The sequence below is a fragment of the Pseudomonas sp. DW-iso3 genome, assembly GCF_058725305.1.
The window spans coordinates 973,382-989,846 of record NZ_JBZXDZ010000001.1 but is presented as its reverse complement, the minus strand read 5'-3'; the positions used below and the strand labels follow the sequence as shown (position 1 = coordinate 989,846).

Annotated in this window: 17 protein-coding genes and 1 pseudogene; 9 read left to right on the top strand and 9 right to left on the bottom strand. The window is 59.8% G+C overall.

Annotation, left to right across the window (positions count from 1 at the left end; all coding sequences use genetic code 11):
- Window positions 1-598: 598 nt before the first annotated feature.
- Window positions 599-1,144, bottom strand: a pseudogene (locus AC4PS7_RS04580) (site-specific integrase); the annotation flags it as partial.
- Window positions 1,145-1,245: 101 nt separating this feature from the next.
- Between AC4PS7_RS04580 and dusA the strand changes: the two are divergent.
- Together dusA and tal are read left to right on the top strand one after the other, a co-directional pair.
- Complete coding sequence (dusA, locus tag AC4PS7_RS04575; RefSeq protein ID WP_183701414.1) at window positions 1,246-2,256, top strand: tRNA dihydrouridine(20/20a) synthase DusA; 1,011 nt, start codon at window positions 1,246-1,248, stop codon at window positions 2,254-2,256.
- Window positions 2,257-2,588: 332 nt separating this feature from the next.
- A complete protein-coding gene (tal, locus tag AC4PS7_RS04570; RefSeq protein ID WP_183701411.1) occupies window positions 2,589-3,515 on the top strand; it encodes a transaldolase in 927 nt (308 codons plus the stop codon).
- A 212-nt stretch (window positions 3,516-3,727) separates the two neighbouring features.
- Here the strand turns inward: tal and rssC are convergent, their stop codons facing one another.
- Together rssC and rssB are read right to left on the bottom strand one after the other, a co-directional pair.
- Complete coding sequence (gene rssC, locus AC4PS7_RS04565) at window positions 3,728-4,210, bottom strand: anti-sigma factor antagonist RssC (protein WP_010212025.1); 483 nt, start codon at window positions 4,208-4,210, stop codon at window positions 3,728-3,730.
- On the bottom strand, window positions 4,210-5,391 hold the full coding sequence (gene rssB / locus AC4PS7_RS04560) for a two-component system response regulator RssB (protein ID WP_010212027.1): 1,182 nt from the start codon (window positions 5,389-5,391) through the stop codon (window positions 4,210-4,212). Before rssB ends, rssC begins: the two co-directional genes overlap by 1 nt.
- A 276-nt stretch (window positions 5,392-5,667) precedes the next feature.
- Between rssB and AC4PS7_RS04555 the strand changes: the two genes are divergently transcribed.
- On the top strand, window positions 5,668-5,964 hold the full coding sequence (locus AC4PS7_RS04555; protein WP_137206452.1) for a PilZ domain-containing protein: 297 nt from the start codon (window positions 5,668-5,670) through the stop codon (window positions 5,962-5,964).
- A gap of 60 nt (window positions 5,965-6,024) precedes the next feature.
- Here AC4PS7_RS04555 and AC4PS7_RS04550 read toward each other — a convergent pair whose 3' ends face one another.
- The gene (locus AC4PS7_RS04550; RefSeq protein WP_010212030.1) at window positions 6,025-6,714 is read right to left on the bottom strand and encodes an MlaA family lipoprotein; all 690 of its coding nucleotides are present in this window, start codon (window positions 6,712-6,714) and stop codon (window positions 6,025-6,027) included.
- Window positions 6,715-6,909: 195 nt separating this feature from the next.
- Here AC4PS7_RS04550 and pcrP point away from each other — a divergent pair, with 195 nt between their 5' ends.
- Window positions 6,910-7,518, top strand: a complete 609-nt coding sequence (gene pcrP / locus AC4PS7_RS04545; RefSeq protein ID WP_010212032.1) for an HAD superfamily inactivated hydrolase PcrP — start codon at window positions 6,910-6,912, stop codon at window positions 7,516-7,518.
- A 110-nt stretch (window positions 7,519-7,628) separates the two neighbouring features.
- Window positions 7,629-7,895 carry a DUF4404 family protein gene (locus tag AC4PS7_RS04540; RefSeq protein ID WP_010212034.1) on the top strand — a complete coding sequence of 89 codons (267 nt, stop codon included), beginning with the start codon at window positions 7,629-7,631 and terminating at the stop codon, window positions 7,893-7,895.
- A gap of 136 nt (window positions 7,896-8,031) precedes the next feature.
- On the opposite strand, the gene queF is transcribed toward AC4PS7_RS04540, so the two are convergent.
- Together queF and copI are read right to left on the bottom strand one after the other, a co-directional pair.
- The gene (gene queF, locus AC4PS7_RS04535; protein ID WP_492179131.1) at window positions 8,032-8,862 is read right to left on the bottom strand and encodes an NADPH-dependent 7-cyano-7-deazaguanine reductase QueF; all 831 of its coding nucleotides are present in this window, start codon (window positions 8,860-8,862) and stop codon (window positions 8,032-8,034) included.
- 69 nt (window positions 8,863-8,931) lie between these two features.
- Window positions 8,932-9,444, bottom strand: coding sequence for a copper-resistant cuproprotein CopI (copI, locus tag AC4PS7_RS04530; protein ID WP_010212040.1), 513 nt, complete (start codon window positions 9,442-9,444; stop codon window positions 8,932-8,934).
- 155 nt (window positions 9,445-9,599) lie between these two features.
- Here copI and AC4PS7_RS04525 point away from each other — a divergent pair, with 155 nt between their 5' ends.
- Both AC4PS7_RS04525 and AC4PS7_RS04520 read left to right on the top strand, forming a co-directional pair.
- Window positions 9,600-10,280 carry a heavy metal response regulator transcription factor gene (locus tag AC4PS7_RS04525; RefSeq protein WP_010212042.1) on the top strand — a complete coding sequence of 227 codons (681 nt, stop codon included), beginning with the start codon at window positions 9,600-9,602 and terminating at the stop codon, window positions 10,278-10,280.
- Window positions 10,277-11,623 (top strand): heavy metal sensor histidine kinase, encoded by a 1,347-nt coding sequence (locus AC4PS7_RS04520; RefSeq protein ID WP_492179128.1) that lies wholly within the window; start codon window positions 10,277-10,279, stop codon window positions 11,621-11,623. Before AC4PS7_RS04525 ends, AC4PS7_RS04520 begins: the two co-directional genes overlap by 4 nt.
- Before the next feature lie 106 nt (window positions 11,624-11,729).
- Here the strand turns inward: AC4PS7_RS04520 and AC4PS7_RS04515 are convergent, their stop codons facing one another.
- From AC4PS7_RS04515 to AC4PS7_RS04505, 3 genes are all read right to left on the bottom strand, one after another.
- Complete coding sequence (locus AC4PS7_RS04515; RefSeq protein WP_010212046.1) at window positions 11,730-12,974, bottom strand: lipoprotein-releasing ABC transporter permease subunit; 1,245 nt, start codon at window positions 12,972-12,974, stop codon at window positions 11,730-11,732.
- Between the two features lie 61 nt (window positions 12,975-13,035).
- On the bottom strand, window positions 13,036-13,719 hold the full coding sequence (gene lolD, locus AC4PS7_RS04510) for a lipoprotein-releasing ABC transporter ATP-binding protein LolD (RefSeq protein WP_017477213.1): 684 nt from the start codon (window positions 13,717-13,719) through the stop codon (window positions 13,036-13,038).
- 7 nt (window positions 13,720-13,726) lie between these two features.
- On the bottom strand, window positions 13,727-14,977 hold the full coding sequence (locus tag AC4PS7_RS04505) for a lipoprotein-releasing ABC transporter permease subunit (protein WP_010212047.1): 1,251 nt from the start codon (window positions 14,975-14,977) through the stop codon (window positions 13,727-13,729).
- A 94-nt stretch (window positions 14,978-15,071) separates the two neighbouring features.
- Here AC4PS7_RS04505 and AC4PS7_RS04500 point away from each other — a divergent pair, with 94 nt between their 5' ends.
- Complete coding sequence (locus AC4PS7_RS04500) at window positions 15,072-15,656, top strand: PilZ domain-containing protein (RefSeq protein WP_010212049.1); 585 nt, start codon at window positions 15,072-15,074, stop codon at window positions 15,654-15,656.
- A gap of 46 nt (window positions 15,657-15,702) precedes the next feature.
- A complete protein-coding gene (locus AC4PS7_RS04495; RefSeq protein WP_010212050.1) occupies window positions 15,703-16,425 on the top strand; it encodes a glycerophosphodiester phosphodiesterase in 723 nt (240 codons plus the stop codon).
- Window positions 16,426-16,465: the final 40 nt, after the last annotated feature.

Below are 16,465 nucleotides of genomic sequence, written 5' to 3'. Positions count from 1 at the left end.
CAACGTTAATTAGCTGTCCAGTGTGACTATGTGAGAAATCACTGTCACCACCTCCGCCTCCGAATGTCTGTGGTTCATATTTATTAATATCGTTGATTTTAATTTCTGGAAGATAAAGCGTGTCGCCAATCATAGGCATAGTGAATTTCCTTTTCGCTATATTCAGTACGATAGCTCTCATATTTCAGTAAAGTGAACGGCTGATTACCCCATCACCTTACTACCCTCTGATGAACGGCTTCGGCTCTGAAGCTCTCTGTTTCTGAGAAGCTCAACGAACAAAAATCCCCGTCTGCTGCACTCTTCATCATGCCGCACACACACTGTATGCATACACAGCAAAGACCGCAACAAAAAATATGCATTTATGCATATCCAGACTGGCAAACGGGGGATATCGGGGTCAGACCACGATATCTAACGTACTGGCCTCCCTCCGATCCGGCACATTCCACACGTAGCAATGTGCAACGCGAGGTGGTGAGAAGCGCACAAGCCTCTCCCACACCCTAGACCCATCCCTGATAAACTGCGCCCCATTCGCCTCGCTGGCTCAGACACCCCAATACCCCTACAAACCGCTCCCCTCTCCCGCCGCTTCACGCTCGCGGCTTTTTAGGTTGTAGCCCAGCTTGCGCAGTACTCGGCGGGCGCCGCCCATGGCGAGCGGATCGACCTGGTAACCCCAAGCATCTTTGGCGATCGCCAGAACGGCGCCGAGGTGCGTCAGGTCGTTGCCGGCAGTTTGTGGCTGAACGCCGCCGCCCTCGCGGCTCATTCGGAAGAGTGCAAAGTCGACCAGGCATTGGGTGGTGACGTCGATATCGTTCAGTTGGCCGATGTCCATCTTGCCGATGGCTTCAAGCGTGGCCTTCTTGGTTTTGCCCAACGGCCTGGCCTTTCCCACTTCCAACAGGTACTGGTCGATCATGTCTTTGACGGTGACGCCCTACCGGCTGGCCCGCTCGATCGCACCTGGCTGGTCCAGCTCCGATTCGCGCTTGCGCGTCCACGCCTGGGCAGCCTGTTTACGGGCGAAGGTCTGGCTCTCTTGGTAGACTTGCACTCCGTCGCGTTTGATGCGGATTTGAGCCGTGTAGCTCACAGTCCCATCCGCCAGTTTTCTTGCCCTGATAGTTGCCATTTTGAAAGTGGTACGCGTCAGTTTTGAGGTGGTACATCGTACCACCGAGCCTAAAAACGCCTGAAAACGCCCTAAAACTCGCCAAGAACACGTTGAGTAAAATGCTAGATAAACAGAGCTTTAGCCCAGCAGAATCAAGCCCCGCACTGTCTCGGCGCTTTAGCGTTGCACCTATGATGGACTGGACCGACCGCCACTGCCGGTTCTTCCTGCGCCTGCTCTCCAAGCACGCCCTGCTCTACACCGAGATGGTCACCACCGGCGCGATCCTCCATGGCGACCATGACCGTTTCCTGCGCCACAACGAAGCCGAGCACCCGCTTGCACTGCAACTGGGCGGCAGTGTCCCCGCCGATTTGGCCGCCTGCGCGCGCATGGCCGAGGCCGCTGGCTACGATGAAGTGAACCTGAACGTCGGCTGCCCCAGCGATCGGGTGCAGAACAACATGATCGGCGCGATCCTGATGGCGCATCCGGCGTTGGTGGCGGAGTGTGTGAAGGCGATGCGCGATGCGGTGTCGATTCCGGTGACGGTGAAACATCGCATCGGGATCAATGGGCGGGACAGTTATGCGCAGTTGTGTGATTTCGTCGGGACGGTGAAGGACGCAGGCTGCACCAGTTTCACCGTGCATGCGCGGATTGCGATTCTGGAGGGGTTGTCGCCGAAGGAGAACCGCGACATTCCGCCGTTGCGGTATGACGTGGCGGCTCAGTTGAAGCGGGACTTTCCAGAGCTGGAGATTGTGCTCAACGGTGGGATCAAGACATTGGAGCAGTGTCACGAGCATTTGCAGGTGTTTGATGGGGTGATGCTGGGCCGGGAGGCTTATCACAATCCCTATTTGCTGGCAGAAGTGGATCAGCAGTTGTTTGGCAGTGAGGCGCCGGTGATCAGTCGCGCAGAGGCGTTGGTGCAGTTGCGGCCTTATATTGCGGAGCATTTGGCTTCGGGTGGGTCGATGCACCATATCACTCGGCATATCCTGGGGCTGGGCACCGGTTTCCCGGGGGCGCGCAAGTTCAGGCAGTTATTGTCGGTGGATATTCATAAGGCAAGTGATCCGTTGGCGTTGCTGGATCAGGCCGGAGAGTTGTTGGAGGGGCGGTGATGGCCTGGGTGTCAGTTGGTTTATTGGGGGGCTGACAGGCCGCATTCGCGAGCAAGCCCGCTCCCACATGTGGACGGGTGTCCATCAGGAAGACTGGGGTGGCTGTGGGCCGTTATCGCAGGCAAGCCAGCTTCCACAGGTCGACCGAGTGGATCGGGTGGAAGTTAGGTTGAACCCGATGGTGATTTTGGCCTCCTATCTAGCACCACGGCCGGTGATTCAAACGGCTGTTTTCAGGTTGTTGCCCTCGCAAACGATCGAACGCATTTGCGCCCTTGAGCGCCTGCCGGCGCTCGGGTAATGTCATCAGACCCACAGGACAGAGCACGCCCATGACTTCCAAGCTGGAACAACTCAAGCAATTCACCACCGTCGTAGCCGATACCGGCGATTTTTCTACCCTCGCCAAGCTCAAGCCGCAAGATGCCACCACTAACCCTTCCCTGCTGCTCAAGGCCGCTTCGATCCCAGGCTATGCCAAGCTGCTGGATGAGTGCGTAAAGGACTGCAACGGTGATGTGGGCCTGGCCAGCGACCGCTTTGCGGTGGCGGTAGGTCAAGAGATCCTCAAAGTGGTGCCGGGCCGTATTTCCACTGAAGTGGATGCCCGCCTGTCGTTCGACACTGACGCCGTACTCAAGCGCGCGCTCCGTCTGATCGACCTGTACGACAAAGCCGGCGTTGGCCGCGACCGTGTACTGATCAAGATCGCCTCCACCTGGGAAGGCATCCGCGCCGCCGAGCAGCTGGAAAAAGAAGGCATCCAGACCAACCTGACGCTGTTGTTCTCCTTCGCCCAGGCCGTGGCCTGTGCAGAGGCTGGCGTGTTCCTGATCTCGCCGTTCGTGGGTCGAATCTACGATTGGTACAAAAAGGCCAACGGCAACGACTACACCGGTGCTGAAGACCCGGGCGTGCAGTCGGTGACGCGCATCTACAACTACTACAAGGCCAACGGCTACAAGACCGTGGTGATGGGCGCGAGCTTCCGCAACCTGAGCCAGATCGAAGAGCTGGCTGGGTGTGATCGCCTGACCATCAGCCCGGACTTGCTGGAGAAGCTGGCGGCGGATGAAGGCAAGCTGGAGCGCAAATTGTCGCCAGGCCATGCCGGTGAAGCCCGCGTGCATCTGACTGAAGCGCAGTTCCGTTGGGAGTCCAACGAGGACGCGATGGCGACCGAGAAGCTGGCGGAAGGTATTCGTCAGTTTGCTCGGGACCAGGAGAAGCTGGAGGCGCTGCTGTCGGCCAAGCTGTAAGGGCAGATAGCAGCAAAAAGGGCGGCACCTTGGCGGGTGTCGCCCTTTTTTGTGCTGCCAATTTCAAGCCAGTCACAAATCCAATGTGGGAGGGGCGGTGCGACGATTCGACTTGCTCCCGATGGCGGTGGGTCAGTCAGCATATTTATGACTGACATACCGCAATCGGGGGCAAGCCCCCTCCCCCATTTTGATCACATTTCAATTGAGGATCAGTGGCGCTCGAGGGCGTTGACGAGGTCGTGGAAGGCTTCGCGGTTGGACTCGTTGAGGCCCATGAGGATCTTGTGCGCTTCCAGCACCTTGACCCGTACGATCTCTTCGGACTGGTCTTGCGACGGCAGGTCGGTGAGGCATTCCGGGCAGGGAATTGGGCGGTCAACGATGTTGAACACCTGGTCAAAGCCCATCGACTGCAATAGACGGGTGATGTCTTCGTGGGTGGTGACCACAGTCGGCAACAGGCCGACCTTCTGCCGAGACAGAATGGACAACTTGGCCAGCAGGCCAAGGGTGGTGCTATCGATGCTGCGGGTTTCGGTCAGATCGATCACGATCGCCGAGAAGTTCAGCGCTGTGAAGATCCGCTCAATCGTCGCATCCAGCGCCGAACACAAGGTCAGGCGCACTTCACCGACAAACTTCAGGACAAACGTCCCGTCTTGCTCGGCGAATTGGATTCTTCCGGTACTCATCAAAGATTCCTGCTCAACACCAATAGGGCGATATCATCCGGCATCTCCCCTAGCGTGGCCAATCCAAAAACCTGCCGCAGGCCATCCAGGCTGCCGCCCGCCGACTTGACCTTTTGGGGCAAGGCGGCTTCTTTCTCTTTGAGTGTAGGCTCTGGAAGAAGGTCCAGGATGCCGTCTGACATCAGCGTGAGGCTGAACGTCGGCGGCAGTTCCAGGATGTGGTCTTCGTAGGTGGCTTCGTTGAACAAGCCTACCGGCAGACCACGCCCTTCCAGGTAACGCACACTGTCTGGAGTGTATAAAACCGGCATCGGCAGGTGACCGCCAATGCTGTAGGTCAAAAGACCGGTTTCTTCATCAATCACGCCGCCGACCATCGTCACGTGCTTGCCCAGCTTGCAGCTGATCAGGCCCCGGTTGATGTGGCCCAGTACCTCGGAGGGCGTGAACTCCGGCAAGGTGCCATTGCGCTTGGATTCGAACAACAACCGCGTGGTCATGAACTTCAACAACACGGTGACAAAAGCAGAGGAAGCGCCATGGCCGGAGACGTCGGCCAGGTAGAACGCCACACGTCGCTCATCCACACGGAAGTAATCGACAAAATCACCCGACAAGTACAGTGACGGGATGATCTGGTGGGCAAACTGGAAGTCGTCGATGGTCCAGGGGCTGACCGGCAGCATGTTCATTTGCACCTGGCGACCGGCATTCTGGTCTTCCTGGAGCAGGTTGAGGCTGGCTTCGAGTTCGCGGTTGGCGGTTTCGAGCTTTTCGCGGTAGCGCTGGTTTTCCACCAACAGGCGCGCACGATCCAGGGCACGGCGCACCGAGTGCTCCAGCACCGCCAGGTCTTCCAGGGGTTTGATCAGATAATCGGCGGCACCCAGGCGCAAGGCTTCGACAGCATCGTTCATCACCCCGGCGCCCGACACGACAATCACCGGCGTCTGCGGGGCGAGCTCAGTCACCTGGCGAATCAGCTCCAGGCCGCCCATCTGGGGCATGCGCAGGTCGCAGATCACAAGGTCGGGCTGGTCGCGCTCGAATACCTGGAGACCCTGTTGGCCATTACCGGCCTGCAGGACGCTGAAGCCACTGTCTTCCAAATAGGCCGCGAGGCTCGCGCGCACTACTTCGTCGTCATCGATTATCAGCAGCGTGGCACTGGTTTTTTGCATGTGGGCAAACGGCGCCAGAATTAGGTTGGCGTAGGTGGCGCGACAAGGGTCGGGCGCACGTACTGGATTCGCTTTCTAGCCTCTCTGTCCTACAAAGCATTGGGATTTTCCCCATGCACAACGGTAAAGCAGAGGTGCCCTTCTAAGGCGCAGACGGTACTCCCATCCGTCAGGGGTTTCAAGCTCATGCCGATGGTCGCCGAGCGTCTTTACACCGCAAATCACCGGGAGTTATAAGAACAGGCACGACCACAACACAAAGTAAGGATGAAGCCCATGAGCGAACACGAGCGCGACTACGCCGAAAAACGCGATTTCATCCGCATGCGCGTGGATGCCGATGTGTCGCTGATCCACGCAGGACAAGAGATCGCCGGGGTGTGCGTGGACCTGTCCAGCTCCGGCATGCAGGTGCAGGCGCCACGCCAGTTCGATGTAGGCGACCTGTTGACCGTGCGCATCGATTCGGAGCACGCGGCACTGAAAGGCCTGGAGGCCGATACCCAGGTGGTGTGGACCAGGGCCACAGGCGAAGACCAGCACCTGGGCCTCAAGATCCTGAAAATGCGCTGAAACCGCGCACAAAAAAGGCGACCCAAGTGGGTCGCCTTTTTCATTTCAAAACGTCACAGCTTAAAAGTCGTCAACGACCTTGCCGTCCTTGACCTTGAACTCACGGTTCTGCAGGTAAGCGTTACGAATGAAGGTGTACTTGTCACCGGTGATCAGCTTCTCGCTGTCGAGCAGGCTGGCACGGGTGTCGACGATGTTCAGGCCAAAGGTGCTGTTGCGCCAGCCGATATCGTTCATGTAGCGGTACGGTTGGGTGTAGCTGTCCACGTACTTGGACGGCGCGTCACGCAAGGTGCTTGGGCCCAACAGTGGCAGCATCACGTACGGACCGCTGCCGACACCCCAGTAGCCGAGGGTCTGGCCGAAGTCTTCGTCGCTGCGTTGCAGCCCCATTTTGGTGCCGACATCGATGAAGCCCAGCACGCCGAAGGTGGTGTTGACCAGCAAACGGGCGGTGTCGACACCGGCATTATGCGGCTTGAGTTGCAGCACGTTGTTGGCCAGGTTGCCCACATCGCCAATGTTGCGGAAGAAGTTGTGAATGCCATCCTGCACGAACTGCGGAGTCACGAACTGATAGCCCTGGGCCAATGGCTTGAGCGCATAGGTATCAACGGTGTCGTTAAAGGTAAAGATCGGGCGGTTGACGCTTTCCCATGGATCGTCTTCCGATGCAGCCTGTGCGGCGAAAGGCGCCAGTAAGACAGTGGCACACACCGACAACTGAGCGAAATAGTGGCTCCAGCGCATAGCTTTTGCTCCTTGAATGGTCTGTCATGGGCGCTATGCCCTGAATAAGGCCGTCAGTATATGACGGAAGTCGCCAATTAGGCAGCAACTAGGAATCGTCAGACCTAAAATGGACAAAATTCCTACAATTAACAATCCTGTCATCGACTTGTCATCCCGGCTCGATAGCGTTGGCGCTATTTCAGGGATGTCGACATGCCTCACGCCGAGATAGCCATCGCCAGCGCTCCCACTTTGACTGCCGTCCTGTTTGGCCTGAGTGGCTGCCTGGTGGACTTCGGTTCCCGGGCGCGCACCGACTCGCCCTCCCCGGACTCCCAAGCCACACCGGGCGCGCTGAAAATCCTGCGAGCCCTCAAGGAGCAAGGCGTACCCTGCGCCTGGCTGGATGAACTCCCCCCCTCCATCACTACCCCACTCGCCGCCGGACTGCCCGACTGGCTCAAGGCGACGTCGCCCTCCTCCATTCGCTGGCCCGCGCCCCACGCCTGCTGGCAAGCCTTGATGGAACTGAACATCGAACGCCTGGAAGGCTGCGTATTGGTCAGTGGCGAACCGCGCCTGTTGCAATCAGGGCTCAATGCCGGGCTGTGGACCATCGGCCTGGCCTCCTGCGGCTCGTTGTGCGGCATGGCGCCCGAACAATGGCAGGCGCTGAGCGAACAGGAACGCGAACATAAGCGCGGCAAGGCCACCGTTGCCCTTTACGGGCTGGGCGTGCACTCGGTAATCGATCACTTGGGCGAACTCGGCACATGCCTCGCCGATATCAGCCTGCGCCAGCTCAAAGGCGAAAAGCCCTGACACGGATCATGCACAGTCGACGCCAGTGGATTAATCTAAAGGTCAGCCCGTAGACCTTTCTCGGCGTGCCGCGGTCTATGTCAGTGCCTATCGATAAAAGGAAACACGTCATGCCTGATCGCAAAAAACTGGAAGAACAGGTCGAGATCCTGCGCGGGCAGTTGGAACAGGAACCGCCGCTGTCGGAAGAGAAACGTGATGCATTGGAAGCCTTGATTGCCAAGTTCGAATTACAACTCGAATTGGAACCGGCCACGCAAACCCCCAGTATTTCCGACGATGTGAATCAAGCGGCCATCGAGTTCGATGCTGAGCACCCGGTGATTTCCGGGACCTTGCGCAATATCATGATCACCTTGGGCAATATCGGGATCTAAACCAATCCCCAAGGCAAGTACAGAGACCAATGTGGGAGCTGGCACGCCCGCGATAGCGATCATTCAGTCATCCATCAGGTGACTGATACACCGCCCTCGCAGGCAAGCCCGCTCCCACATTTGATTTGCGTGATAGCTACTGACGAGCCAGGCGCACGTTCTGGAACGCCACATCCTCAGTGCTGCGATACGGGTTGATATCCAGCCCGCCGCGCCGCACATAGCGCGCATACACCGTCAACTTCTCCGGCTTCAGCAAACGCTGCAAGTCCAAAAAGATGCGTTCCACACACTGTTCGTGGAAGTCCGAGTGCTGGCGAAAGCTCACGATGTATTCCAGCAGGCTGGCGTGATCCAGCGCCGAACCGAGATATTCCACCACGACACTGCCCCAGTCCGGTTGGCTGGTCACGGGGCAGTTGGATTTAAGCAGGTGGCTGTGCACGCTCTCCTCGACAACACGTGAGTCATCGCAACGCAGCAGTTCCGGGCGCGGATGCTCATAGTTGCTGACACTGATATCCAACTCATCGATGCACACACCTGGCAAGGCCATCACACCTTCGGCCTCGATCTCGGCCAGGCTGCGGATACGCACGCTCACCGGCTTGCCGGCGGCAGCACTGAGGTCAGTGCGCAAAGCGGCTTCCAGGCTGGTCGTATCGGCAAACGCAGTCTGGTTCAACGAGTTGAGGTACAACTTGAACGACTTGGACTCGATGATGTTCGGCGAGTCGGCCGGGATGCTGAACTCACCGATGGCCACCACCGGCTTGCCCGACGGGAGCAGCCAGGACAGTTCGAAGCAGTTCCAGAAATCCACACCCTTGTAAGGCAGGGTCTCGGCGCTCAGGCCAAGCTCGGCCCATTTGGCGGCACGCGGGATCGGGAACAGCAACGAAGGGGTGTAGGTGGAGATGTATTCACTGGACTTGCCCAGCGGCGAATGTTCGGCTGCGGGATGCATGGCGGAAACCTGGCTAAATTAACCGCGCCAGTCTACCAGCCTTTGCCCCCGCGCCTAAGCGCCAGCGGATCAATCGACGTTGAGCTTGCCGACCATGCCCGCCTGGTAGTGCCCCGGAAGGTTGCAGGCAAACTCCAGGCCCGTGGCCTGGGTGAACGTCCAGGTCAGCTCGGCAGTTTTACCGGGCTCGACCAATACGCTATTGGGATCATCGTGTTTCATCGCACCATGCCCCATTGCTGCATGGTCCATCTTGCCCATGCCCGTGGCGGTCAGCATGCCGCTGGCCTGCATCTGCAGCATTTCCTTCTGGTGTTCGGCATGCATGGCCGCGTCGCCCAGGTTGAATTCGTGAAGCAACTGGCCCTTGTTGACCAGCACGAAGCGCACCGTCTCACCGGCTTTCACGTCCAGGGACTTGGGCGAAAAGGAAATGTCCTGCAACGTCACTTCCACCGTACGCGTGGCTTTGCTCGCCGGCGCCGCTTCACCGAATGCATAGGTGTGGGCGGCATCGGCCATTGCTTCAACACTCAACGCCAGCAGGCAACTTGCCAATAACAGGGGTGTGCGCAACGCCATCTGTCTTCTCCAGAAATATATGAACAGCCTGGGCAGCACTCTAAGATTGCGCCGCTGCCAGCCAGCTGACTGCTAGATTACAACTTTGTCAGGTTGATCCCCTGCCCTGGCACTCAAGGTATAAAGCCGTCGTCCACCGTTGCCAAGAGCCGCCCATGAAACTGCTGATCGTCGAAGACCAACCCAAAACCGGCCACTACCTGCGCCAGGGCCTGGCCGAGGCGGGTTTTACCACCGAACTGGTGGCCGACGGCACCAGCGGCCAGCACCTGGCGCTGACCGGTGACTACGATCTGTTGATCCTCGACGTGATGCTGCCGGGCCGTGACGGCTGGCAGATTCTCCAGGCTGTGCGCAGCGCCGGGCTGGATATCCCAGTGCTATTCCTCACCGCCCGCGACGCCGTGGAAGACCGCGTGCATGGCCTGGAGCTGGGCGCCGACGATTACCTGGTCAAGCCCTTCGCCTTTTCCGAACTGCTGGCGCGGGTGCGCAGCCTGTTGCGCCGAGGCAGCAGCACGCCCCAGGAAACCGCGCTGCAACTGGCCGACCTGCGCCTGGACCTGATCCGCCGCCGCGTTGAACGGGACGGCCAGCGCATCGACCTGACAGCCAAGGAATTTTCCCTGCTGGAACTGCTGCTTCGGCGCCAGGGCGAGGTGCTACCCAAATCGCTGATCGCCTCCCAGGTGTGGGACATGAACTTCGACAGCGACACCAATATCATCGAAGTGGCGATCCGCCGCTTGCGCCTGAAAGTCGACGATAACTTCCCCAATAAACTGATCCACACCGTACGTGGCATGGGTTATGTGCTGGAGGAGCGGTTCAATTGATCAAGCGTCTGTCCCTTGCCAGCCGCCTGGCGCTGCTGTTTGCTGCCTGCACCGCGGTGGTGTCGCTGATCGCCGGGGTGCTGTTCAACCACGCCAGCGAGGCGCACTTCATTGAGTTGGACCAGCAACAACTCGACAGCCAACTGGTGGCGCTGCGCGGTACGTTGCAGGGTGTCGACTCGCTGGGCACCTTCGCCAGACGTGAAGCGCAACTGCGCGCCGAACTCAATCACCAGCCCGAGCTGCGGGTGCGTATCACCGCCGCCGGCCAGCGTTGGCTGGACGATGCGCCAGGCGTGAACTTGCCCGACGCGCCCGGCCTGCACAGCCTGCAAAATGCCGGCACCGACTATCGGGTGTACAACGCGCCACTCACGCCAGGCCAACCCGACTCCCCCCTGCTGACGCTGATGCTCGACATCACCCACCACCAGCATTTCCTGCAGCGCATGCAGCACCTGATCTGGCTCACCGTCGGCCTGTCAGCCCTGGCGACCGCCCTGCTTGGCGCCTGGGCCGCGCGCAGTGGGTTGCAGCCGTTGCGACGCATGGGTGAAGTGGCCGCCAGTGTGTCGGCTCACTCCCTGACCCAGCGTTTGCCCCAGCAACACATGCCCGTAGAACTGGCCGAACTGGCCCAAGCCTTCAACGCCATGCTGGGTCGACTGGACGATGGGTTCCAGCGCCTCTCGGCGTTCTCCGCCGACATCGCCCATGAACTGCGCACGCCACTGTCGAACCTGCTGACCCAGACCCAAGTCATCCTGACCCAGCCGCGCCCGCTGGAGGATTACCGCGAGGCGCTGCACAGCAACCTGGAAGAGCTGCAATGGATGGCGCAATTGGTCAATGACATGCTGTACCTGGCCAAGGCAGACCATGGCTTGCTCATGCCTAAACGCGTGCCTTTGGCGCTGGCAGATGAGGTGGATGCTTTGCTTGAGTTTTTCGCGTTACTGGCGGAAGACGCTCAAGTCAGCCTGATTCGCGAAGGTACTGCCCATACCCTGGGTGATCGCGGCATGCTGCGCCGGGCCCTGTCGAACTTGCTGGATAACGCGCTGCGGTTCACGCCAGCGGGCGGCGAAGTGCGGGTGCGGATGACGGAAGGTGTGACGTTGACGGTTGAGAACACGGGGGAAGGCATTCCACCGGAGCTGTTACCGAAGTTGTTTGACCGCTTTTATCGGGCGGATCCGGCACGGCGTGAAGGTAGCAGCGAGCATGCGGGACTGGGGTTGGCGATTACCCAGTCGATTGTGCGGGCGCACGGGGGGAGGATTTTTTGTGAGTCTGAGGTGGGGTTGACGCGGTTTGTGATCGAGTTGCCCAAGGGGGATTGATGCAAGCTGGGCCGGCCCTTTCGCAGGCAAGCCAGCTCCCACATTTTGAATGTATTCACAAATCAAAGTGTGGGAGCTGGCTTGCCTGCGATAGCGATCTAAAGCTTCAGGAATACCTCAGCGCATGCGCCGGCTCTATCTTCGCCGCCCGATACGCCGGATACAGCGTCGCCAGGAAGCTCAACACAAACCCCGCCGTGCAAATCAGCACCACATCCCCACCTTGCAGTTCAGAAGGCAGGTTGCTGACAAAATACACATCCGAACTGAAAATATGCTGCCCGGTGACCCGCTCGACCCAGCCCACCAGCTCGCTCACGTTCAGCGCCGCAATCACGCCCAGTACGCCGCCAATCAAGGTACCGACGATACCGATCACTGTGCCCTGCACCATGAAGATCGCCATGATCTGCCGTGGCGTGGCGCCGATGGTGCGCAAAATCGCAATGTCCGCGCCCTTGTCGTTCACCACCATGATCAAGGTAGCAATGATGTTGAACGCCGCCACGGCGACGATCATCAGCAACAGCAGGCCGATCATGGTCTTTTCCATCTTCATCGCGCTGAACAGGCTGCCCTGGGTGTGGGTCCAGTCGTCAGGTTTGTAGGCGGCGCCCAGGCTGGCGGCGATGTCCGACGAGACCTTGGGGGCTGCGTAAAGGTCTTTCACCGCCAGGCGCACGCTTTGTACCTGGTTCGGTTGCCAATGCTGGATCTCTGCGGCGTCGGCCATGTGGATCATGGCCATGGACCCATCCAGCTCGGCGCCCACCTTGAAAATGCCCACGACATTCAAACGCTGCATACGTGGCGTGATGCCACCCGGTGCGGTGCTGATTTCCGGCACGATCAAGGTGAGCTTGTCGCCCACATTCAGGCGGAAACGCCGGGCAGTGATTTCGCCGACCACCACGCCAAACTCGCCAGGTTTCAGGTCATCCAGTTTGCCCCGCACGATGTGCTGGGCCACGATCGACACCTTGCCCTCCTGCGCCGGGTCAATGCCGCTGATCTCGATCGGTTGCATCGCGCCCTTGTAGGAGAACATGCCGTCCATCTGCGTGAAGGGGACTGCGGCAGTCACTTGCGGATTCTTCATCGCGGCGGCGGCCACGGGCTGCCAATCGTCGATCGGGTTCACGCCGACGATGGTCGCATGGGGCACCATGCCGAGGATGCGCGAGCTCATTTCGCGCTGGAAGCCGTTCATCACCGACAACACCACGATCATCGCCAAGACGCCCAGGGCGAGGCCGATCATCGAGGTCATCGAGATAAACGAGACAAAACGGTTGCGGCGCTTGGCGCGGGTATAGCGCGTGCCGATAAAAATCGATAACGGTCTGAACATTCGCGGGCACCGTTGAAAAAATGAAAAAGCCCGACGCTTGAAGCGCCGGGCTTGAAACGGGTCAGATGGCGACCAGATGACCTTCCTGCAGGTGCAACACGCGGTCCATCTGGCGGGCCATGCTCATGTCATGGGTCACCACCAGGAACGCGGTGCGCATCTGGGTGCTCAGTTCCAGCATCAAGTCCTTAATGCCCTGGGCGGTATGGGAGTCGAGGTTGCCGGTCGGCTCATCGAGCATCACCAGCCCTGGGTTGTTCACCAAGGCGCGGGCGATGGCCACACGCTGGCGCTCGCCGCCGGACAATTCAGCCGGTTTGTGCTCAAGGCGATGACCGAGGCCGACGCGCTCCAGCAGGGCCTTGGCGCGCTGGCGGGCTTCCGGGATTGCGGTCTTGCCGATCAACAACGGCATACACACGTTTTCCAGCGCGGTGAATTCCGGCAACAGGTGGTGGAACTGGTACACAAAGCCCAGCGAACGGTTGCGCAACTGGCCGCGGGCCTTTTCACCCAGGGCCGACAGCTCTTCGCCGGCCAGCCATACACTGCCCTGGGACGGCGTATCAAGGCCGCCCAGCAGGTTCAGCAAGGTACTTTTGCCGGAACCGGAACTGCCGACGATCGCCACGCGTTCGCCCGGATGCAGTTCGAGTTGCAGGTTGGACAGCACCACCACCGATTCCGGGCCTTCCTCGTAGGATTTGCCCAGGTTGCGGCAGCTCAGGATTGCTTTTTCACTCATGCCCGATTCACTCATAACGTAAGGCCTGTGCTGGCTGGGTACGTGCCGCGCGCCAGGCTGGATACAGGGTGGCAAGGAAACTCAGGACCAACGCGGCGCCGCCCACCATCAACACGTCCTGGGCCTGAACCTGGGACGGCAAGTAGTCGATGAAGTAAACGTCGGCGTTGAGAAACTTGTGGCCGATCAGGGTTTCGAGGCCAGCGATGGCCGCACTGACGTTCAGCGCGGCCAGAATGCCGACGGCCGTGCCGATCAAGGTGCCGACCACGCCGATCACGGTGCCCTGCACCATGAAGATCGCCATGATCTGCCCCGGCGTGGCGCCGAGGGTACGCAGGATGGCGATATCGCCCTTCTTGTCGTTCACCACCATCACCAGCGTGGAGATGATGTTGAAGGCCGCCACGGCGACAATCAGCAGCAACAACAGGCCGATCATGGCTTTTTCCATGCGAATGGCCTGGTACAGGTTGCCGTGGGTACGGGTCCAGTCGCGGGCGTAGTACTGGGACTCGCCCAGGTGCTGGGCAATTTCCCAGGCGCCGCGCGGCGCATCGAACAGGTCGGCAAACTTCAGGCGCAGGCCCTGCACCTGGTCCGGCTGCCAGCGATGCAGGCGCGCCAGGTCCGTGAGGTTGGTCAGGCCGAGGTAGCCGTCGATTTCGCCGGCGCCGACGTGGAAGGTGCCGACCACGGTGAAGCGCTTCATGCGCGGGAACATGCCGGCCGGGGTCACGGTGACTTCCGGCGCGACGAAGGTCAGCTTGTCGCCAAGGCCCACGCCGAGCTTGGCCGCGGCCTTGTCGCCGATGACGATGCCGAAGCTGCCGGGCGCCAGGTCATCGAGTTTGCCCGACAACATGAACTTGTCGATGATCGAGACGTTGCGTTCCTGGGCCGGGTCGATGCCATTGAGCAGGATCTTCTGCACCTTGCCATCATTGGTCAGCAACCCCTGCATCTGGGTGAACGGCGCTACGGCCAGCACCTTGGGGTTCTGCTTGACCTTGTCGGCCAGGCTCTGCCAGTCGCTGATGGGCGCATCGCCCTCGATGGTCGCGTGGGGCACCATGCCCAGCACGCGGGTACGCATCTCATGATCGAAGCCATTCATCACCGACAGCACCACGATCATCACGACCACGCCCAAGGCGAGCCCGATCATCGACGTCAGGGAAATGAACGACACAAAATGATTGCGACGCTTTGCACGGGTATAACGCGTGCCGATAAATACGAAGAGAGGTCTGAACATGTCGGGGCTTGTTCGGAGGAAAAGAAGACGTCCCGGTGGCGGGGTCTGGTAAGCAGCTTTACACTCTGACCATTACCGCTAGCTGGGGTTCGCCATGTCGACATTAGATGAAGAAGAACGCCGCGAATACTACCGTATCGACGACATGATCGCACTTCAAATCAAAAGCCTGTCTGCCCCCGAGGCGGCGAGCAAGGAAGTGTTGCTGGATGATTCTCCACTGTTCAATTTACTCAGTGAATTGCACCTGAGTGAATTCGAAGCCCAGCACCTGCTGCGCCAGCTCAGCGAGAAGGATCGCACCCTCGCGGCCTTCCTCCGCGTGCAGAACAAACGCCTGGATCTGCTCAGCCAGATCATGGCACGCGGCCTGCTGGATGAGGTCGGCGCACCGCAACCGGTGATCATTTCCGAAGGCGGCATCGATTTCCAGCACCCCACTCCCCTGCCGGCCGGCGCACATCTGGCGGTCAAGCTGGTGCTAATGCCCCAGGCGCTCGGCCTGTTGCTGCGCGCGCGAGTCACGCATTGCGAACCCAAAGGCGCAGGCTTCGACGTCGGCACGGAATTCGAAGCCATGACCGACGCCCAACGCCAACTGCTGGCGCGCTACATCCTGCAGAAACAGGCCCAGGAACGGCGCCTGGCGCGGGAACAGAGCGACGCCCAAGACATTTGAATTCTCGCACTCACCCCGCCAGACGATCTGGCGTAAAGGAGCAACTGTGACCCTGATCTACGGCCACCGCGGTGCCAAAGGCGAAGCACCGGAAAACACCCTGACCAGCTTCCAGGAGTGCCTCAAGCACGGTGTACGCCGCTGCGAACTGGATTTGCACCTGTCCATGGACGGCGAGCTGATGGTCATCCACGACCCGACCCTCAAGCGCACCGCCGACCGGCGCGGCAAAGTCGTCGAGTACTCGGCGGCGGACCTGGTGAAAATGGACGCGCGCAAGGGTGGACCGGGCTGGGTCAACCCTTGCCCGATCCCGCGCCTGGAAGAGCTGTTCGAAAAGTGCGATTTCGATCACTGGCAACTGGAGGTCAAAAGCGCTTCACGCACCCGCGCCGCCACCACCGTGCTGGCGATTCGCGAAATGGCCGTGCGCTTTGGCTTGATGGACAAAGTCACCGTCACCTCAAGTTCGCGGGAAGTGTTGAAAGCAGCCGTTGAACTCACCCCCGACCTGTCACGCGGCCTGGTCGCAGAATACGCCTGGCTCGACCCGCTAAAGGTCGCGCAGAACTACGGCTGTGAGATTCTGGCGCTGAACTGGACGTTGTGCACCCCTGAACGTCTGGAAAAAGCCCAGCGCCAGGGCTTGCACGTGTCCGTGTGGACAGTCAACGAACCTGCGCTGATGCGCAGGCTCGCCGACTTCGGCGTAGATAGCCTGATTACAGACTTTCCCGGTTTGGCCACTGCCACCCTCGGGAATTACTGAAATCGGTCTCCCCGGCCGGCTCAGGCCACCGGCCGGAGCC